Here is a 17,940-nt window from a genome sequence, read left to right on the forward strand (position 1 = left end):
TAGGCGCGAGAGGTCCGTCGTACAGTCGTCGGGTGAGCAACCTGGAGCGGGACCCTCGGGAGACGCTGTGCGGCGGCCGGCGCGAGGCCGGGGAGGGCCCGGCGCGCGACCTGCTCACCGGCCGCGACGTCGTCCTCGGCGGGCCGAGGGGCATGAAGGTGACCAGGACCCTGCCGAACCGGGATCGCCGGATGGTCGGGGCCTGGTGCTTCGTCGACCACTACGGCCCCGAGCCGGCGACCATGCGGGTGCCGCCGCACCCGCACACCGGCCTTCAGACGGTGAGCTGGCTGCTCGAAGGCGAGGTGCTGCACCGCGACAGCCTCGGCAGCGAGCAGCTGATCAGCCCGGGCCAGCTGAACCTCATGACCGCCGGGCGCGCGATCTCCCATTCGGAGGAGTCGCCCGGGGAGACCGTGCTGCACGGGGTACAGCTCTGGGTGGCGCTCCCCGACGCCTCCCGCAACGACGCCCCCTCCTTCGAGCACCACCCGGTGCTGCCGGTGCTCGACCTCCCCGGCGTCGCCGTCACCGTCATCGCCGGGGAGCTCGGCGGCCTGACCTCGCCGGCGCGGGTCCACACGCCACTGGCCGGCGCCGAGATGGCCTTCGACGACCAGGCGCGGGTCACCCTCCCCGTGCGGCCGGACTTCGAGTACGCCGCGCTGACCTTGTCGGGGGGCGTCGAGGCCGACGGGGTGGACCTCGATCCCGGCCCTCTGCTCTACCTCGGGTCCGGCCGGTCCGAGCTGGCCTTCCGCGCCCGCCGGCCGAGCCGCGTCCTGCTCCTCGGCGGCGAGCCGTTCGAGGAGGAGATCGTCATGTGGTGGAACTTCGTCGGCCGTAGCCACGAGGAGATCGAGCGCTTCCGCAAGGAATGGTCGGAGGGCGCCGAGTTCGGCACCGTCGACGGCTTCGACGGCGCCCCCCTCCCCGCCCCGGCCCTCCCGGCCACCCCCCTCAAACCCCGAGGCCGCCACCGGTAGAAGCCCCGGCGCCGTACCGGCTGATGTGGGACGTCGTGCGCAGGTGTTTACATTCCGGTAATGCGGCGGCATACTCCTGACACTGTAAGCGCTTCCACTGCCTTTCTTCCGCTGTTGCCTACGGTGGAAGCGCTTACATCCAGGGAGGCATGCATGGATGGGCGGGACGTCTCGGCGGCGAGTGGTGTGACGATCTACGAGGTCGCACGGCGGGCCGGGGTGTCCATAGCCACGGTGTCGCGGGCGTTGCGGGGCACCGGGCCGGTGGCGGGGGCCACGCGCGAGAGGGTGATGCGCGCGGTCGAGGAGCTGCGGTTCACCCCGAGCCGGGCGGGGGTGAGCCTCGCCGAGGGCAGGCACGCCGCCAACGGCATCGTCTTCCCCAACCTTTCCGGCCCGTACTTCGCCGAGGTGCTCATCGGGTACGAGGAGGTCACCTCGGAGCTGGGCCGGTCGGTGGTCATCCTGTCCACCAAGGGGCGCGAGCCGTCCGCTGAGGCGCGTGAGCCGGTCAGGGGAGAGACCGGCCCGGTCGCTCAGTGGCGTGACGCGATCAGGGACCTGGTGCGGGAGCTGGCCGGGCGGGTGGACGGCCTGGTGGTCTTCGGGAACACCGTTCCCGGCGACGTGATCGACGAGCTGGTCGCCTTGGGCCTGCCGCTGGTGCTCATCTCCCACGCGGAGCGGCCGGGCGCCGTCACCCTGCGCAGCGAGAACCTCTCGTCGGCTCGCGCGCTGGCGCGCCACCTGCTCGGCCACGGCTACTGGAGGTTCGCCTTCCTTGGCGCGCCGTACGCCACGGGCGACGACGTGGACCAGCGCTGGCAGGGCGTGCGCGAGGTGCTCGGAGACGCCGTCGAGCCGGTGCTGACCGCCGAGTACACCGTCGAGAGCGGCTACGAGGCCGCGCTCCGGTTGCTGGGAGGGGCCGAGCGGCCGGACGCGGTCATCTGCTCCGACGACGAGGTGGCCCTGGGAGCGATCCTGGCCGCCGAGGAGCTGGGGCTGTCCGTGCCGCACGACGTGGCGGTGACGGGCTGGGACGACATCATGGCCGCCCGCCACGCGAGGCCGGCCCTGACCACGGTGCGGCAGCCGATGCGGGAGCTCGGCGCCCTGGCCGCGCGCGCGCTCGACCGGCTGATCGCCGGAGCGGGCTCCGAGGACAGCCACCGCACCCTCGCCACCGAGCTGGTGATCCGCCACAGCTGCGGCCCGCACCCGGAGAAGGCCCACTCCCAAGAACCGCACCCCGAAAAGGCGCATTCCGCGAAGGCGCGCTCCGGAGAAGCGCAATCCCGAGCGCCGCGGTTCCCGCACGCCGAAGTGCCGTACCCCCAAGAGCCGCGTGCCGAGGAGTCGCGTCCTCGGTAGCCGCACCCCCAGGAGGTCATTGAGTTGAAGCCGTACACCGCCAGTTCACTTGCCCTGATCATCGCCGGGACGCTCGTACTGACCGGCTGCGGGCGCGGGTCCGGGGGGACCGCCGAGAGACCGACCGACGTGAACACCGCCGCCAAGGCGACCGGCACCCTGGCCGTGTGGGCCATGGGGTCGGAGGGCGAGGCGCTGGCCTCCTTCGCCAAGGGCTTCGAGGCCGCCAACCCCGGCATCAAGGTCACCGTCACCCCCATCGGCTGGGACGTGGCCCACGACAAGATCACGGCCTCCATCGCCGGCCGTACGACCCCGGACGTCAGCATGATCGGCTCCACCTGGATGGGGGAGATGGCCAAGACCGGCGCGGTGGACCCGACACCGGGCAACGTCATCGACAAGTCGGCGTTCTTCCCCAGCGCGTGGGAGACGGTCGAGGTCAACGGCACCGCCTGGGGCGTCCCCTGGTACGTGGAGACGCGCGTCCTGTACTACCGCAAGGATCTCGCCGCCAAGGCCAAGCTCACCCCGCCCGCCACCTGGGACGAGACCAAGAGCTTCGTCAAGGGCCTGCAGAAGGCCGGCGCCGCCCAGGGCATCAACCTCAACTACACCACCGGCTCCTGGCAGGAGATCCTCCCGCTGATCTGGCAGCAGGGCGGCTCCATCATCGGGTCCGACGGCAGTGGACCTTCGACACCCCCGAGATGGTCAAGGCGCTGGCCCAGCAGCAGTCGTACTTCAAGGAGGGCCTCGCCTCCAGCAAGGTCGACCCCGCCTCGTTCCCGGCGAGCTTCTTCAAGGGCGACGTCGGCGCCTACTACTCCGGGCCCTGGATGATCGCCGGGATGGAGAAGGACGGCGGCCCGGGCTTCGCCGGCAAGTTCGACGTCGCGCCCTATCCCAAGGGGAGCGCGGGGGGCACGAGCTTCATCGGCGGCAGCGACCTGGTGGTCTTCAAGGACTCCAAGAACAGGGACGCGGCCTGGAAGTTCGTCCAGTGGCTGAGCGACCCGGCGACCCAGGGCGAGTGGTTCAAGACGGTGAAGGACCTGCCGAGCGTCCAGGCGGCGTGGCAGCGTCCCGAGCTGACGGCCGACAAGCGCGTCACGGTGTTCGGCGAGCAGCTCAAGGACGCCAAGACGCCTCCGCCCTTCCCCACCTGGGACCAGATCGCCAAGGTGATCGACCAGCAGGTCGAGAAGGTCGCGCTCGGCAGGGCGACGCCGCAGGAGGCGGCCAAGGCCGTCCAGTCGCAGGCCGACACGGTCGGCACCGGCCTCTGATGGCCGCGCTCGGCCCGGGCCTCGCGGGCACGAACAGGCGGGGCCCCACCTCGCGCGGGGCCCCTGACCACCGGCGGCACTCCGACGAGGGCCGCCCCGCCGCGCGCGAGGACGCGCCCGGGCGCGCCCCGGCCCGGGTGGGACGGCACCGGCCACGGCGCGGGCCGAACCCGCCCAGGAAGGCCGGGCACGCCTGGCTGTTCTCGGCGCCCTTCCTGCTGGTGTTCTGCCTGATGTACGCGCTGCCGCTGCTCGCGGGGCTGGTCATGGGCTTCACCGACATGCGCAGCACCGACGTGCGCGACCCCTTCGGGGTGAACTTCGTCGGCCTGGCCAACTTCGAGCGCCTGTTCCAGGACGAGTCGATGCGGAGGGCGGCGGTCAACACCCTGTTCTTCGTGGTCACCACCACACCGCTGACGATCGCGCTCGGCCTGGCGGCGGCCATCCTGCTCAACTCCGGGATCACCAGGCTGCGCACGTTCTTCCGGCTCGGCTACTACCTGCCGTACGTGACGAGCATCATCGGCATCGCGGTGGCCTGGCGGCTGCTGCTCGACCCGCAGGCCGGGCTGCTCAACTCCCTGCTCAGGTCGGCCGGCGTCGAGGGTCCCGCCTGGCTGCTCGACGAGTGCACGGCGCTGCCCTCGCTGGTCCTGATGTCGGCGTGGCGCAACTTCGGCTTCGACATGGTGGTCTTCCTGGCCGCCCTGCAGGGGGTGCCCAGGGAGCTGTACGAGGCGGCCGACGTGGACGGCGCCGGCATGTGGGCGAAGTTCCGCGGCATCACGGTGCCGATGCTGCGCCCGGCGATCCTCTTCTGCGGCGTCTACAGCGCGGCGGGCTTCATGCAGTTCCTGGAGGAGCCGCTGGTGATGACCAAGGGCGGCCCGCTCAACTCGACGCTCTCGGCCTCGCTGGCCATCTACAACCAGTTCGGCTTCGGCAACTACGGCTACGGGGCCGCCGCGGCGACCGTGCTGTTCACCGTGATCGCCGCGTTCTCGTTCGCGCAGTTCCGGTGGCTGAGGCCGAAGACGTGAGGAGCGCGAACGTGAAGAGATCACGCACCGCGGCGCTGTACGCCGCGCTCACGATCGGGCTGGCCGCCGTCGCGGGGCCCTTCCTGTGGACCCTGCTCGGCTCGTTCAAGACCGACGCGGAGATCAGGCGGGACCCGCCGACGTTCCTGCCCGTCCGCTGGATCACCGGCAACTACTCCGCGCTGTTCGAGCGGATGGACGTCGCCAGGGTGACGGCCAACAGCGTGATCGTGGCGGTGATCGTGGTGGCCGCCAACCTGCTGTTCTGCTCCCTGGTCGCCTACGCGCTCACCAAGCTGGACTTTGCCGGGAGACGGTTCGTCTTCGGCCTGGTCCTGCTGCAGATGATGGTGCCCGGCATCGTGCTGCTCATCCCGCAGTTCGTGACCGTCGCGAGCCTGAACCTGGCCGACACCTACGCAGGCATCGTCCTGCCCGGGCTGGTCACCCCGCTCGGGGTGTTCATGATGCGGCAGTTCATGGGGGAGATCCCCGACGAGCTCGTGCACGCGGCCCGGGTGGACGGCTCGGGGGAGTTCCGGATCTTCTTCCAGATCGTGATGCCGCTCTGCAAGCCGGTGCTCGCGACCCTCGGCCTGATCACCTTCATGGGGTCGTGGAACGGCTTCATCTGGCCGGCGGTGGTCGCCCAGCACCAGGAGATGTACACGCTGCCGGTCGCGCTCGCCAGTCTTTCCAGCAGGGAGACCGTTCACTACGGGCTGCTGCTGGCCGGCGTGATCGTGGTCATCACCCCCGTCCTGCTCCTGTTCGTCTCCCTCCAGCGCTACTTCGTCCAGGGCGTGGCCACGGCCGGGCTCAAGTGAGCGCCCTCGTAAGCGACCTTCGAGCGATCTGAGGTGCCCATGCGCAAGACAGTTCTCGCCTGCACTCTCGCACTCGGCCTCGCCGCCGCGATCCCCGCGGAGGCGCTGGCGCACTCCCGTACCGGCGGGCCGTCGCCCTCCCTCACAGGTCCGGCGGCCTCCCGTACGTCGGTGCTGCGTACGTACGCCGCCGACACCTGGAAGTCCATGGTCGCCATGGCCGACCCCGGCACCGGGATGCCGTCCGACAAGGTGTCGGGCGACCTTCGGACCCGTGCCAAGGTCACCTCGCCCACCAACGCCGGCACGTACCTGTGGAGCACCCTGGCCGCAAGGGACCTGCGGCTGATCGACCGGCGCGAGGCCACGGCGCGCGTCGCCAAGGTGCTCGACGCCCTGGGCCGGCTCGACCACGACACCGCCACCGGCCTGTTCTACAACTGGTACGACCCCGCGACGCTGCGGGTCGTGCGCACCTGGCCGGAGACCGGCGACCCCGTGCTGCCCTTCGTGTCCAGCGTGGACAACGCCTGGCTGGCCGCCGCGCTGATGATGGTGAAGAACGCGGTGCCCCAGCAGGCGAGGAAGGCCGGAGAGGTCCTGTCGCGGATGAACTTCGCCGCCTTCTACGACCCCGAGGCCCGTCCCGACGCGGGAACCGGGCTGATGACCGGCGGCTATTGGCCGGACAAGCCGGAAGGCTGCTCGCAGGAGACCGACTACGCGCACACGGGCAGGACGGTGTACTCCACCTGCCACCGCTACGGCGCGATGTCCGAGACCCGCGTCGTCACCTATGTCGCCGTCGCGCTCGGCCAGGTGCCCGCCACCCACTACTTCGGGCTCTGGCGCACCTTCCCCGACACCTGCGACTGGGGCTGGGCCGACCAGAAGCCGGTGGGAAGCTGGCAGACCTACCAGGGCATCAAGGTCTTCGAGGGTACGTACGGCTACCGCGGCCTGCGCTTCGTACCGAACTGGGGCGGCAGCATGTTCGAGGCGCTGATGGCGAACCTCGTGGTCCCCGAGGAGACATGGGGCGCCAGGAGCTGGGGCCGCAACCACCCCGTCTTCGTCGCCGCGCAGATCGAGCACGGGCTGAACGACGCCAAGTACGGCTACTGGGGCTTCTCGCCCTCCGACGACCCGAACGGCGGCTACCGCGAGTACGGCGTGGACGGCCTCGGCATGGACACCGACGGCTACACCTCCGACGAGGAGCGCACCTCCACCGACCCGGGCTTCGGCGACTGCCGTCCCGCCAAGCCGGAGCCGGACCACTACGGGGACGGGGTGGTGACGCCGCACGCCTCCTTCCTCGCCCTGCGCTACGCGGGCGACAAGGCGCTGGACAACCTGGCGCGGCTGCGGGCGGACTTCGACTCCTACGGCCCCGGCGGCTTCTACGACGCCGTGGCCGTGCGGAGCGGCAAGGTCGCCAAGGAGTACCTCGCGCTCGACCAGGGGATGATCATGGGTGCCCTCGGCAACGCCCTCGCCGACGACGACCTGCGCCGTTACTTCACCCCCGGAGGTCCCGAGAGGCTGCTCAAGCCCGTGCTCCGCCTGGAGGAATGGGACGCGCGGCTGCGCTGACCGGCGGCCGAGCCGCACCTACCGCGACCGATCGGGGAGAAGATCATGACCGAGTCCGCACTCACGGACTGGAGAGACCGCATCTACAAGAGGTCCGGCGAGGCGGGCATGGCCGTCGGCGTCGCGCCCGACGCGCCCGCCGGGCCGCGCGCGTCGGCCGGCGCCGGGCACGTCACGCTGGAGTGGGAGCCCGTGGAGGGGGCGATCGGCTACCTCGTGCACCGGGGCGCGAGCGCGGGCGGCCCGTTCCTCACCACGAAGCAGCCCGACGTGGACGTGCCCGCCGTACCCGGGACCCGGTTCGTCGACACGGCGGTCACACCCGGCGAGACCGTCCACTACGTCGTCGCGGCCCTCGGCACGATGGACCTGGCCGGGCCGTTCTCGGCGCCCGTGGCGGCCACACCCCGCGAGGGCGGGGACGCCGCGGTGGCGGTGCGGGTGAACGCGGCCGAGGTCACCCGGCCGCTGCCCCGTCCCTGGCGGGCGATGATCGGTTCGGAGCACCTGTCGCACCTGCTGAGCGAGGGCGAGACCGGCGGGCGGCCCATCGGCCCCGAGCTGGCCGAGGCGCTGCGCCTCACGCACGACGAGCTGGGCGTCCGCGCGGTGCGCGCCCACGCGATTCTCGGCGACGACCTCGGGGTGTACCGCGAGGTGGACGGGGTGCCGGCGCACGACTTCACCGGAGTGGACCGGGTGTACGACCTGCTCATGGGCCTTGGCCTGCGCCCGGTGGTGGAGCTCGGTTACATGCCGCGCGACCTGGCCGCCGACCCGTCGAAGACCGTGTTCGGCTACCGGGCGATCATCTCCCCGCCGAAGGACTACGGCCGCTGGGGCGACCTGGTGCAGGCGCTCGTACGCCACCTGGTGGACCGCTACGGGCTGCGCGAGGTGGCCGGGAACTGGTCGTTCGAGGTGTGGAACGAGGCCAACCTGGAGGTCTTCTGGAGCGGCACGCCGGAGGAGTACTTCCGGCTGTACGACGTGACGGCGGCGGCCGTGAAAAGCGTCGATCCCGGCCTGCGCGTGGGCGGGCCGTCCAGCGCGGCCAACGGCTGGGTCGAGGAGCTGGTCGCCCACACGGCCGGGTCGGGCGCGGCGCTCGACTTCGTCTCCACCCACACCTACGGCAACGCGCCGCTCGACTGGCGGCCCGTCCTCGCCAGGCACGGCATGGCGGGCACGCCGATCTGGTGGACCGAATGGGGGCCCACTCCCACGCACTTCCACGGCATCGGCGACGGGCCCTTCGGCGCGGCGTTCCTGCTCCACGGGATGAAGTCGGCCGCGGGACGCGTCGACGCGCTGTCACACTGGGTGGCCTCCGACCACTTCGAGGAGCTCGGCCGCCCGCCCCGGCTGTTCCACGGGGGGTTCGGCCTGCTCACGGTCGGCAACCTGCGCAAGCCCCGGTACTTCGCGCTCGCCCTGGCCGAGCGGCTCGGCGACCACGAGCTGGCCGCGGACGTCACGGGCGACGTCGCGGGGGTCGAGGCGTGGGCGGCCCGCCACGACGACGGCCGCGTCGGGGTGCTGGTGTGGAACGGCACGCTCAACCAGGCGCAGGCGGGCGGCGCCCCGATCCTCGAACGGCGGGTCACCCTCACCCTGGACGGGCTTCCCCGCGACCGCTACGAGCTGACCCACCACCGCGTGGACGCCGGACGCTCCGACATCCAGGGCGTGTGGGCGGCCCTGGGCGGCGGCGACTGGCCGGACGCGGCCCAGTGGAACGAACTGCACGCCCGCAACACCCTCGACCACCTCCACCCCCCGGCCCCCGCCCACCCCACCTCCGGCACCCTCACCCTCACCTTCGACCTCCCCATGCCCGCGGTCTCCTACATCGAGCTACGCCCGTTGTGATCAATTGCAAGCATCCACGTGCCCCACCTCCACGTGAGGAGGTACCCCTGGTGACGGGTCGGTTTTGCCCACCCGTCACCCACTTGACGGGGTGCCCACTTGATGCCCACCCACGTTGTCGTCGCATCTCATCGCTCTCACCGAATCGAATAGCCGGTTCATGAACGAGGCGTCGCGCCTTAGCGTGACTATGCGCGCCCAACTCAGTCAACTCATCGAGATCGGCGAGCGACCAGATGTCACGGTGAGGGTACTTCCCTTCGCCGTCGGAGCCCACGCGGCGATCGAAGGTCCGTTCGTTCTGCTTCGCTTCTCCGGGGAGTACGAGCCTGACGTTGCCTACGTCGAGGGCGCGATGGGCGACCTCTACCTGGAGAGCGTCGAGGAAGTTCGGCGCTATACGCTGTTGTTCGAGCACATATGCGAACTTGCGTTGGACCCCAAGGAAACCGCGATCATGGTCGCGGCAGCGGCTAAGGAGTTCTAGTGGCCGACCAGGTCGATCTTGCTGGTGTGTCGTGGCAAAAGAGCAGCTTCAGTGGCGGCGGAAACGACTGTGTAGAAATCGCGGTGATCGGCGAGTCGATCGCCGCCAGAGACTCTAAGAACCCTTCCGGCCCGACCATTCAATTCAGTTCCAGCGAATGGAGGACCTTTCTCGACCATCTAAGAAGGGTGTAGCTCGTCATGCCATCGGCCGCGATCTGTTCGCCGTGGCGGCCGAGCTCTTTTCCGAACTAACGATCCTGGGGCTCTGCTTCTCGTCGGCACTGCGTGACGGGGTGCTCAGGGACCGGCGAGCCTGTTCTTGATCATGGCGACTTGTTCGGATGTCAGGGACTTGGCCGTGCCAATCTCCGGGTTGGTGCTGGTGATCACGACGGGGCCGCGGAGGTTGTGGGTGGAGCCGAAGGTTCGGGCGAGTCTGGTGGCGACGGTGTTGATTGGCCGGTTCGTGGCTATGCCGTTCTCGTCGACCCAGAGGTCCAGGCGGCTGGTGAGGCTGAGTGGTTGAACGGCCTGCGCGTTTACGTGCTTGCGAACACCGGTGAGGAAGCGGCCGTTGAAGCTGCCCTTGGGCAGCTCGAGGTGGGTGAGATTGCTGTCGAGGCCGATGAGGAGTGCTCTCACGGTAAGCCCCGGACTCTGATCGTTGAGATGCCCACGTCGGTCAGGCCAGGTTGACGCTTGGCCGCTGAACGTCGAACCGCGGTGAGCTTGGCGCGGCCGGCTTCCAGGCTGGCCTTGATCCCTTCGATCTCGCCTCCCCAACTGTGGATCTCGGCCTCCTCGAGGCGGCCGCCCGCCGCAGATTCACTGACGGTGACCATAAAAAATCTTGTATAGACGTTGCGTTCGGCGTGTCGGCTTCGTTCACGTTCGGCAGCAACTTTCGTTCGCTGGTTGTGGCGGCAGTTGGTGATCGGCGGGCTCGTGGATGTCCACGAGAAAATGACGGCGCGGAGCCGCGGAGGGGTCATATTCCCGTGCGCGATGTCTGGCCGGGTCTCACACTGCGGGCATGGATGAAACCACCGGCCCCACGGCCGTCACACCTGCAGAGCAGTCGAGTGAGTTACTGGGGTATCCGCCCGATGCCCGGCTGCTGATCGTCAACTGTGATGACTTCGGGATGTATCCAGCGATCAACGCCGCGGTGATCGAGTCGATCGAAGACGGCATCGCCACCTCGTGCAGCCTGATGGTCCCGTGTCCCGCGGCGCCGCAGGCCATGCAACTGCTCAGCCGACGGCCCCAGATCCCGTTCGGAATCCACCTGACCATGGTGTGTGAGATGCCCGACATCCGATGGGGGCCGATGACCGCCAAGGAACGAGTGCCCTCGCTCCTGGACCACGCAGGTGAGCTGTTTCCTCCGACGCCCTCCGGACGGGCGGCCCTCCTCGGCCAGGCTCGGCTCGATGAGATCGAACTTGAGTTCCGCGCCCAGATCAGTGCCGTCGCCGATGCTGGGCTCACGCCGACCCACCTGGACTTCCATTGCCTGGCCGACGGAGGCCGCGATGACATCCTCGACCTGGCCGTAGTACTGGCAGCCGAGTACGGCCTTGCGGTCCGGGTCTGGCTGGAACCCGGGCGCCGGGTGATGCGGCAACGCGGGCTGCCGGTCACCGACAACGACTTCCTGGACAGCTTTTCCCTCGATATCGCAGGAAAGGCGGCCCGATACGTTCAGATGCTGCGCGACCTGCCTGCTGGGCTCAATGAGTGGGCTGTGCATCCCGGACTGGGAAACGAGGAGGCGCAGGCCGTCGACGGTGGCTGGTGCGTGCGCCGGACGGACTACGAGTTCCTGACATCGCCGCAGGCCCGTGAAGTTCTGCAGCAGGAGGACATTGCTGTGATCGACTACCGGACGATCCAGCGGGTCTGGTCTCAGAACGCCGACCCTCGATGAGCCGATCCGGCCCGTCGCTTGTGCGGGCAACGGGCCGCTGAGTGCCTCTCCGAAGGTCAGCCAGTCTGTGCTGGCTGCTCGGCGCGTGCGCGGGTGGTTTGGCCTCGTCAATGTGTGTCAGCTGCCGGACGTGCGTCGGCCGACCGACGGGTGGAAGTCGGGCATGCCGAGGTTGGTGGTGGTGTGCTTGGCGGTCATCTCGCGCATCGTGGCGAGCTTGTCTTCAGCGGCGGCCACGCTCGTCTCGATGGCGGCGACCTCGCCGAGCCATCCCTGGTCCTTTGCTTCTTTCAGGCGGTCGAGGAGGTTGTCGTGGATCTCCTCAAGCCGGGGCATCTGGTCGGGATCGGGTCGGAGTTGAGGGCATCTGACACATGCTTAACCGAACTGATCTTGGTGGCGAACCCTGAGCCCCCTAGCGAGCAGCTCAACTCTTTGTAGCCACATTCAGTTCTGAGAAGGAGGCTGTTCGGCGTGTCGCGGTGATGGCCGGGGCTTTCGGTTAGTGGCAGCGCATGTCGGACCCGGCCTCGTGGCCTCCGTCGAAAAATTCCACGATGACGCCCTTGAACCCGTCCCGCCATGATCCGCTCGGGTTGACATAGACGGTGCCGGAGAGCTCACCGCCCTCGACGCCCTCGACCGTGACGGACTCGTAGTAGCGTGCGATCTCGGCGTCGGGCAGCTTCGTGACCAGGGCCAGATGCACCAGATAGTCGCAATGATTGCCGTTGCCCGACAGAAGGCCCACCACGCTGGCCTCGGCACGCAGATCATGCTCGGTGTCGGGTGGGAGGGAGAGCATGCTCACCCGCTCCTGCAGCCGGGCCAGCTTCTCGTCGTTTCGCCACTGGGGAAGGTCGAACACCAGGGTGTAGGCGACGATCGAAGCAAGGAGCGCGAGACACACGAAGAACGGCCACCTGCTCCGCTGCTTCGGTAACGCCTTCCGGACCGTTTCGGTCAGCACCATGCCATTCTCCGGAACCTCGTCGGGTGATCACCATTCAACAACGCGGACCGCTGATTACGCTGATGCTGAGAAAGCGCTGGCGAGGCTGCTGGGCGGGATCGCGCCCATGCTCTCAGGTCGGGACATGGCCGCGCTGTCGATCGGCTGATTGCCTGCGAGCTTTGTGCCCCCACTGGCGATGCGGGCCGCTCACCGGCGAGCGGGTCAGGACGTCATCTCGGATGATCGTCCAATCGTGCGCGCGGATGCTGGGCATTCCGAGGTTGACGGTGCTCGTACGAACAGTCGCTTCACGCATGGCTTGAAGCTTCTGCTTCGCTGCCGCGAGGGTGGTCTCGATAGCGGCGACTTCGCCGAGCCAGCCCTGTTGTTTGGCTTCGGCGAGCCGGTCGATGAGGTTGGCGTGGATTTCTTCGAGCCGGGGCTTCTGAGCTGGGTCAACGCGAAGGAGTGGGCATCTGACACAAGCGTTTTCATGCGCACAAGGGGTTCCATAGTCGCGTCCGCATATTCCGAGCGCGACTTTCCGTAGCTCGAAATGGGCGAGAAATTCTTCCCATTCGCTGGCTGTGAGGTCGCGGTATTCCTCGCTGGGGCGTTCGGCTCGGCGGCGGGCGATGAAGGCACGGTGGTGGGTGATGACGTCGTCGGGGTAGATCGCGGCGTAGCCCATCGTGGTGTCGAGCAGGGCGTGTCCGCAGATCTTGGCGGCGATGTGGGGTGGGAGTCCGGAGCGTAGGGCGTCGGTGACGAAGATTCGACGGAAGTCATGGGGCCGCCATTCGAGGGGATGTCCGGCGATGGTGATCTGCGCGGTGGCCGAGGTGGCGATCAGGCATTCGCGGATGTAGCCGCGGGTCAAGGCCCGGTCCTCGGATCCGTAGCGGCGTTGGAACAGGAACGGCATCGGCGCGCTCCAGGTCTGCTCGAACACGTCGTAGGCGGAGACTAGGGGTATGGCGGCGTTGCCGCGCCGGACTCCGAAGATGATCGCGGTGAGGACCTCTGCGAGTTCGGGCGAAACAAGTAGGAGCCTTTCGGTATCGGTCTTGGACGGAGCGATCTGCAGCATGGGGACGACTTCGCCGGTGGTCGGCAGGGCGTAGGCGACGAAGCTGTGGTGGGTGAGTTCGAGCATCTCCTCAATCCGGATCCCGGTCGTGCGCAGCACCTCGACAGTCGCCCAGGACCAGAACGCGGCCTCTTCCTCGTGGGTGAGGCTGCGTTTCTTGCCAGTGGCGACCTCGATGACGTAGACGCGTCCGGATGGGCCTTGCCGGCATCGCCGGAACGCGCGGCCTGCGACGGTGAAGAGTTCGCCTTCGGGAGTGCTCCGGGCGGCGCTGATCAGGTGTTCGGCAGCTTTGCGCTGCTGTTCGACCGCGCGCAGCAGGGGCGGGCATGAGCGGGAGTTGGGCTCGGGTGCGCTGGTCCATCCGCGACTTGACTCCGGACCTGGACTTCTTGGTGGCGCATTCGCTGGCCTTGATCGGGCAAGGGACTGCCCACTTGGCCCAGCGGGTGGGGTCGTCGAGGGCCCAGCGGGCGATGTCCTCGTAGAAGGCTTTGACGAAGACCAGCTCGCTGCGGAAGTTGACGCGCGGGCGGATTGGGTTGCCGTCATGCGAGGGTCGGCGTACGCCTGGTACCCGTATTTGGCGAACCATGACGCCCGGCGTAGCCCCCCGGCGACGCTCCACCTCACGCAACTCGTTTGTGATCAACCTGGCAGCATCGCGCGCTCTGCCTCCTCGTGAGAAGTCACCCCTGGTGAAGGCCCTGTTTTGCCCTCCCGCCACCCACTTGATGGGGGCATCCGCTTGATGCCCACCCACCCCAGCCGTGGCACCTCGTCGCTCTCCCCAAATCGACCAGCCGGTTCATGAACGAAGCGTCGGGCCTTTGGCGCACCCTGCCCGTCACCGCCAGGCGGAGAGCAGGTCCTCCGGGGCGATCGTGGGCACTCCGTCGACCGTGGACCCGCTCCGGGACACCGCCAGCAGGGGGGTGGTGTCGTCCGCTCCCGGCAGCAAGGAGCGGTGGAGGACCAGCCGGGCAAGGTCGTGGCCGTCGAAGGGGCGGTTCTCCAGCCACTTGATGGAGCCGACCGCCGTGACGCGCTTGGCGACCGGCGCGCGATCGGCGGCCACGATGTCGATCTCAGGATCGTTGGTGCGGGTCCAGTAGCCTCCGACCGCTCCGGTGCCCTCGGGAAGGATGCTGCCGGGCATCCTGAACAGCGCCTCCCGGACGACCGCCTCCACAGCCCGGCCCCGCCATGCCGTCCACGACTTCTTGATCCGCTCCAGGACCAGGTCGCCGCGACCACGCTCCACCTCCACGAGATAGGGGCCGAGCAAGCTCAGCCAGAAGCGCAGGTGCGGATCCGCCACCACGTAGCGGGTCTCCCTCGATGGATGGGTGGAGAGCGGTACGAGGGCATCCACCATGCGTTTGGTGGTGAGCAGGTGCAGTGCCCTGGTCAGTGAGGCTTGAGGCAGGCCGCCCGCCGCCCGGCCGATGAGAGAGAAGCTGCGCTCTCCTGAGCCGATCGCGGTCAGGACCTGCCGCGCCATGGCCCCGGTGGGGAACTCTGCCGCCAGCGCGCGCTCGCCGCTCACCAGGAGGGCGGAGGTGGGATCCATGACGGCGTCCCCCAGGTAGTCGAAGACGCCGTCGCCTTCGGGCCATTCGTCGAGGACCAGCGGGAGCCCACCGGTCACGAGATACGCGTCGAACGCGTCAGCGGCCGGCAGCGAGAGCATCTCGGCGACCTCAGCGGGATTGAGCGGGGGGATCACCATCTCGGTGGCGCGCTGGTGGAACGGACGGCCGTACTCGTTGAGCGCCTCCATCATGGCGAGGTCGGAACCGATGCAGAGCAGCAGGACAGGGCGCTTCGACAGCTCCCGGTCGTAGACCTTCTGCAGGGTGCCTTCAAACCCTGGATCGTTGGCGATGAGGTAGGGCATTTCATCGATGACGACGACGCTGGGCCGGTCGGTCGGCAATGCCGCCGCGAGCAGATGCAACGCGGCGTCCCAGGTCTGCGGGGACTGTTCCTGGAAGGCCCGGGCTCCTGGAAGTGAGGAAGAACGGGCGGCATCGGTGAACAGCGCCAGGTCGGCCTGGAGACTGGGCTGGGCTGAGGCGGTGAAGAAGAGGTGCGGTACGTCGGCTCTCCCAATGAACTCCTCGGCCAGGCGAGACTTGCCAACGCGTCGCCGCCCGCGCATGAGCACCGCTCGGCCGGGACGTCCTGCCCGGCCTCCTGTCTCGGTGCGCCCGAGCATGCGCGAGAGTGCGGCGAGCTCTCGCCGCCTACCGATGAATCCATCCATACGTCCTCACAGGCACTCATAGACGAAACACTCATGAATGAGGGTATCAAAATTGAGTGTCTTGCTCTCACCTCATCACGGCGAGCCGGATGGCGGTTCGCTGCGGGAGAATGGGCCGCGTGAGGGTTCGGGGGGTGGTCGCGCCGCTGGTGAGCGGGGTCACCTACCGGCGGGGGGTTCACCTGTTGCTCGGTGGGGTTCTGCTCCTGCCGTATGTGCTGGTGGCGGTGGCGTTCGCGCAAATGCTCACCACGCCTCGTACGCCCCGGGGGATCGTCTTGCCGGTGCTGGCCGTGGCGGTCGTGGTCGCCTCGGTGCCGCCGTTCCTGCGGGGCACGCGGGCGCTCGAGATCGTGGCAGCGCGGTCGCTGCTCGGCGTCCCGCTGCCCGATCCGCCCGCGATGGCCGAGTCCCGCCGGGCGGACCGCGAGACCAGGATGCGCGCGGCCCTGTGGTTCACCGTCCATCTGGCCATCGGCGGGCTGGTGGTCCTGCTCCTGCTCATCCCGCTCGTGATGGGCGTGACCCTGATCGTCCAGCGGTTCGGCATCGCGGGCGGCGCGGAGCTCGCGGGGTTGCGCCTCGGGGCGCCGAGCGGGCACCAGTCGGTGTGGCTGTCGCTGCTCGGCGTGGTCCTGCTGGTGGGCGTCATCTACGCGGTGGCGGGGCTCGGGGCGCTGGCCGCGGTCATGGCGCCGGTGCTGCTCGGGCCGTCCCCGGCCGAGCGCATCGCGGCGCTGGAGGCGCGTGCCGCCCGGCTCGCCGAGCGCAACCGGCTGGCCCGCGACCTGCACGACTCCATCGGGCACGCGCTGACGGTCACGACGTTGCAGGCCGCCGCGGCGCTGCAGTTGCTGGACACCGACCCGGGCTTCGCGCGCCGCGCCCTCGCCGCGATCGAGGACACCGGGCGGGCCGCGACCGAGGACCTCGACCGGGTGCTCGGCATGCTGCGCGAGGACGAGCCCGCAGAGCCCGCACCGCATCACAGGCTGGCCGGCCTCGGCGGCCTGCTGGCCCACACGCGCGGGACCGGGGTCCAGGTGCGCACCGAGATGGAGGGCTCCGTGGACGACCTGCCCGCCCCGGTGTCGCGGGAGGGCTACCGCATCATCCAGGAAAGCCTCACCAACGTGCTCCGCCACGCGGGGCCCGTGCCGGTCGTCCTGCGCGTCGCCGTCGACGGCCCCACGCTGGCCATCGACGTGGCCAACCCCGTGACCGGCTCCTACCCGCGGCGCGAGGGCGGCCGGGGCCTTTCCGGCATGCGTGAACGCGTCGCGCTGCTCGGCGGGGAAATGACGGCCGGCCTCGACGGCGGCGAGTGGAAGGTCTCCGTCCGGCTGCCGACGGGGGCGGCGGTCGTGAGAGGAGCGGAGTCGCCGTGACGAGGAGCCTGCCATGACCATCCGGGTCGGAATCGTGAGGCCGTCATGACCACCCAAGGTGGCGGTTGTGGGGCTGTCATGACCACCAAGGTGGCGGTTGTGAGGGTGTCATGAGCATCCGGGTGGCGATCGTCGACGACGAGGAGCTGATCCGCGTCGGGCTGCGGGTCATCCTCGACGCCCAGCACGACCTGGAGGTGGTCGGCGAGGCCGCCGACGGCGCCGAGGTCATGGCGATGGTGGCCCGCACCGGGCCCGACGTCCTCCTCATGGACGTGCGGATGCCCGCGATCGACGGCATCGAGGCCACGCGCCGGCTGCTCGCCGCCTCCGGCGAGCCCCCGCGGGTGCTCGTCATCACCACCTTCGAGAACGACGACTACGTGTACGAGGCGCTGCGCGCGGGCGCGAGCGGGTTCCTGCTCAAGCGCACGCGGCCTGCGGAGGTCGTGGAGGCGGTGCGGGTGGTGGCACGAGGCGAATCCCTGGTGTTCCCCGCGGCGATCCGGCGCCTGGCCGGCTCGTACGGGGGCGGTGGGGCGGGCGGCCCGGCCGGTGACCGGCTTCGCCGTGCCCGGCTGACCGAGCGTGAGGAGGCGGTCCTGCGGCTCATGGCCACCGGGTTGTCCAACGCCGAGATCGCCGCGCGCCTGGTGGTGGGCACGGAGACCGTCAAGACGCACGTCGGCAACGTGCTTACCAAGCTCGCCGCCCGCGACCGCACCCAGGCCGTGATCGTCGCCTACGAGTCCGGCTTCGTGAGCCCGGTCGGCTGAGGTGAGCCTGGTGGCTGTGGTGAGCCCGGTCGGCTGAGGTGAGCCTGGTGGCTGTG

Annotated in this window: 19 protein-coding genes and 1 pseudogene; 14 read left to right on the top strand and 6 right to left on the bottom strand. The window is 69.2% G+C overall.

Features of this window, described 5'->3' with window-relative positions; translation table 11 throughout:
- Positions 1 to 32: 32 nt before the first annotated feature.
- The 10 genes and pseudogenes from OG589_RS06955 to OG589_RS07000 all read left to right on the top strand — a co-directional run bounded on the left by OG589_RS06955 (position 33) and on the right by OG589_RS07000 (position 9,668).
- Positions 33 to 986: a pirin family protein gene (locus OG589_RS06955; RefSeq protein ID WP_405147217.1), complete on the top strand. Its 954-nt coding sequence runs from the start codon at positions 33 to 35 to the stop codon at positions 984 to 986.
- A gap of 153 nt (positions 987 to 1,139) precedes the next feature.
- Positions 1,140 to 2,360 carry a LacI family DNA-binding transcriptional regulator gene (locus OG589_RS06960; RefSeq protein WP_405147218.1) on the top strand — a complete coding sequence of 407 codons (1,221 nt, stop codon included), beginning with the start codon at positions 1,140 to 1,142 and terminating at the stop codon, positions 2,358 to 2,360.
- A 174-nt stretch (positions 2,361 to 2,534) separates the two neighbouring features.
- Positions 2,535 to 3,053, top strand: a pseudogene (locus OG589_RS06965) (extracellular solute-binding protein); the annotation flags it as partial.
- A gap of 17 nt (positions 3,054 to 3,070) precedes the next feature.
- Positions 3,071 to 3,649: an extracellular solute-binding protein gene (locus OG589_RS06970; RefSeq protein ID WP_405147219.1), complete on the top strand. Its 579-nt coding sequence runs from the start codon at positions 3,071 to 3,073 to the stop codon at positions 3,647 to 3,649.
- On the top strand, positions 3,649 to 4,692 hold the full coding sequence (locus OG589_RS06975) for a carbohydrate ABC transporter permease (protein WP_405147221.1): 1,044 nt from the start codon (positions 3,649 to 3,651) through the stop codon (positions 4,690 to 4,692). The genes OG589_RS06970 and OG589_RS06975 overlap by 1 nt, the downstream gene beginning before the upstream one ends.
- 11 nt (positions 4,693 to 4,703) lie before the next feature.
- Positions 4,704 to 5,519: a carbohydrate ABC transporter permease gene (locus tag OG589_RS06980; protein WP_405147223.1), complete on the top strand. Its 816-nt coding sequence runs from the start codon at positions 4,704 to 4,706 to the stop codon at positions 5,517 to 5,519.
- A 39-nt stretch (positions 5,520 to 5,558) separates the two neighbouring features.
- Positions 5,559 to 7,115: a glucoamylase family protein gene (locus OG589_RS06985; protein WP_405147224.1), complete on the top strand. Its 1,557-nt coding sequence runs from the start codon at positions 5,559 to 5,561 to the stop codon at positions 7,113 to 7,115.
- A gap of 45 nt (positions 7,116 to 7,160) precedes the next feature.
- Positions 7,161 to 8,987 carry a GH39 family glycosyl hydrolase gene (locus tag OG589_RS06990; RefSeq protein WP_405147226.1) on the top strand — a complete coding sequence of 609 codons (1,827 nt, stop codon included), beginning with the start codon at positions 7,161 to 7,163 and terminating at the stop codon, positions 8,985 to 8,987.
- Positions 8,988 to 9,147: 160 nt separating this feature from the next.
- The gene (locus OG589_RS06995) at positions 9,148 to 9,474 is read left to right on the top strand and encodes a DUF5753 domain-containing protein (protein WP_405147227.1); all 327 of its coding nucleotides are present in this window, start codon (positions 9,148 to 9,150) and stop codon (positions 9,472 to 9,474) included.
- Positions 9,474 to 9,668, top strand: coding sequence for a DUF397 domain-containing protein (locus tag OG589_RS07000; protein ID WP_405147228.1), 195 nt, complete (start codon positions 9,474 to 9,476; stop codon positions 9,666 to 9,668). Before OG589_RS06995 ends, OG589_RS07000 begins: the two co-directional genes overlap by 1 nt.
- Before the next feature lie 105 nt (positions 9,669 to 9,773).
- Here OG589_RS07000 and OG589_RS07005 read toward each other — a convergent pair whose 3' ends face one another.
- Positions 9,774 to 10,118 carry a DUF3846 domain-containing protein gene (locus tag OG589_RS07005; protein WP_405147230.1) on the bottom strand — a complete coding sequence of 115 codons (345 nt, stop codon included), beginning with the start codon at positions 10,116 to 10,118 and terminating at the stop codon, positions 9,774 to 9,776.
- Complete coding sequence (locus tag OG589_RS07010; protein WP_405147231.1) at positions 10,115 to 10,318, bottom strand: hypothetical protein; 204 nt, start codon at positions 10,316 to 10,318, stop codon at positions 10,115 to 10,117. Before OG589_RS07010 ends, OG589_RS07005 begins: the two co-directional genes overlap by 4 nt.
- A gap of 191 nt (positions 10,319 to 10,509) precedes the next feature.
- Between OG589_RS07010 and OG589_RS07015 the strand changes: the two genes are divergently transcribed.
- Positions 10,510 to 11,406: a polysaccharide deacetylase family protein gene (locus OG589_RS07015; RefSeq protein ID WP_405147233.1), complete on the top strand. Its 897-nt coding sequence runs from the start codon at positions 10,510 to 10,512 to the stop codon at positions 11,404 to 11,406.
- Between the two features lie 117 nt (positions 11,407 to 11,523).
- Here OG589_RS07015 and OG589_RS07020 read toward each other — a convergent pair whose 3' ends face one another.
- The 3 genes from OG589_RS07020 to OG589_RS07030 all read right to left on the bottom strand — a co-directional run bounded on the left by OG589_RS07020 (position 11,524) and on the right by OG589_RS07030 (position 13,550).
- On the bottom strand, positions 11,524 to 11,742 hold the full coding sequence (locus OG589_RS07020) for a hypothetical protein (RefSeq protein ID WP_405147234.1): 219 nt from the start codon (positions 11,740 to 11,742) through the stop codon (positions 11,524 to 11,526).
- Positions 11,743 to 11,908: 166 nt separating this feature from the next.
- Positions 11,909 to 12,379, bottom strand: coding sequence for a hypothetical protein (locus OG589_RS07025; protein ID WP_405147235.1), 471 nt, complete (start codon positions 12,377 to 12,379; stop codon positions 11,909 to 11,911).
- A 112-nt stretch (positions 12,380 to 12,491) separates the two neighbouring features.
- The gene (locus OG589_RS07030; RefSeq protein WP_405147236.1) at positions 12,492 to 13,550 is read right to left on the bottom strand and encodes a tyrosine-type recombinase/integrase; all 1,059 of its coding nucleotides are present in this window, start codon (positions 13,548 to 13,550) and stop codon (positions 12,492 to 12,494) included.
- On the opposite strand from OG589_RS07030, the gene OG589_RS07035 reads away from it, so the two are divergent.
- The gene (locus tag OG589_RS07035; RefSeq protein WP_405152265.1) at positions 13,500 to 13,784 is read left to right on the top strand and encodes a hypothetical protein; all 285 of its coding nucleotides are present in this window, start codon (positions 13,500 to 13,502) and stop codon (positions 13,782 to 13,784) included. The genes OG589_RS07030 and OG589_RS07035 overlap by 51 nt on opposite strands.
- Positions 13,785 to 14,298: 514 nt before the next feature.
- Here the strand turns inward: OG589_RS07035 and OG589_RS07040 are convergent.
- Complete coding sequence (locus OG589_RS07040; protein WP_405147238.1) at positions 14,299 to 15,720, bottom strand: ATP-binding protein; 1,422 nt, start codon at positions 15,718 to 15,720, stop codon at positions 14,299 to 14,301.
- A 119-nt stretch (positions 15,721 to 15,839) separates the two neighbouring features.
- Between OG589_RS07040 and OG589_RS07045 the strand changes: the two genes are divergently transcribed.
- Both OG589_RS07045 and OG589_RS07050 read left to right on the top strand, forming a co-directional pair.
- Positions 15,840 to 17,108: a sensor histidine kinase gene (locus tag OG589_RS07045; protein ID WP_405147239.1), complete on the top strand. Its 1,269-nt coding sequence runs from the start codon at positions 15,840 to 15,842 to the stop codon at positions 17,106 to 17,108.
- 110 nt (positions 17,109 to 17,218) lie between these two features.
- On the top strand, positions 17,219 to 17,884 hold the full coding sequence (locus OG589_RS07050) for a response regulator transcription factor (protein WP_405147241.1): 666 nt from the start codon (positions 17,219 to 17,221) through the stop codon (positions 17,882 to 17,884).
- The last annotated feature ends 56 nt before the right edge of the window (positions 17,885 to 17,940 follow it).

This window comes from Sphaerisporangium sp. NBC_01403 (genome assembly GCF_045040145.1).
GTDB lineage: Bacteria > Actinomycetota > Actinomycetes > Streptosporangiales > Streptosporangiaceae > Sphaerisporangium > Sphaerisporangium viridialbum.

Coding starts and splice junctions, on each gene's coding strand:
- OG589_RS06960 (WP_405147218.1), top strand. CDS start 1,140: ATGGATGGGCGGGACGTCTCGGCGGCGAGTGGTGTGACGATCTACGAG.
- OG589_RS06970 (WP_405147219.1), top strand. CDS start 3,071: ATGGTCAAGGCGCTGGCCCAGCAGCAGTCGTACTTCAAGGAGGGCCTC.
- OG589_RS06975 (WP_405147221.1), top strand. CDS start 3,649: ATGGCCGCGCTCGGCCCGGGCCTCGCGGGCACGAACAGGCGGGGCCCC.
- OG589_RS06985 (WP_405147224.1), top strand. CDS start 5,559: ATGCGCAAGACAGTTCTCGCCTGCACTCTCGCACTCGGCCTCGCCGCC.
- OG589_RS06990 (WP_405147226.1), top strand. CDS start 7,161: ATGACCGAGTCCGCACTCACGGACTGGAGAGACCGCATCTACAAGAGG.
- OG589_RS06995 (WP_405147227.1), top strand. CDS start 9,148: ATGAACGAGGCGTCGCGCCTTAGCGTGACTATGCGCGCCCAACTCAGT.
- OG589_RS07010 (WP_405147231.1), bottom strand. CDS start 10,318: ATGGTCACCGTCAGTGAATCTGCGGCGGGCGGCCGCCTCGAGGAGGCC.
- OG589_RS07015 (WP_405147233.1), top strand. CDS start 10,510: ATGGATGAAACCACCGGCCCCACGGCCGTCACACCTGCAGAGCAGTCG.
- OG589_RS07020 (WP_405147234.1), bottom strand. CDS start 11,742: ATGCCCCGGCTTGAGGAGATCCACGACAACCTCCTCGACCGCCTGAAA.
- OG589_RS07025 (WP_405147235.1), bottom strand. CDS start 12,379: ATGGTGCTGACCGAAACGGTCCGGAAGGCGTTACCGAAGCAGCGGAGC.
- OG589_RS07040 (WP_405147238.1), bottom strand. CDS start 15,720: ATGGATGGATTCATCGGTAGGCGGCGAGAGCTCGCCGCACTCTCGCGC.
- OG589_RS07050 (WP_405147241.1), top strand. CDS start 17,219: ATGAGCATCCGGGTGGCGATCGTCGACGACGAGGAGCTGATCCGCGTC.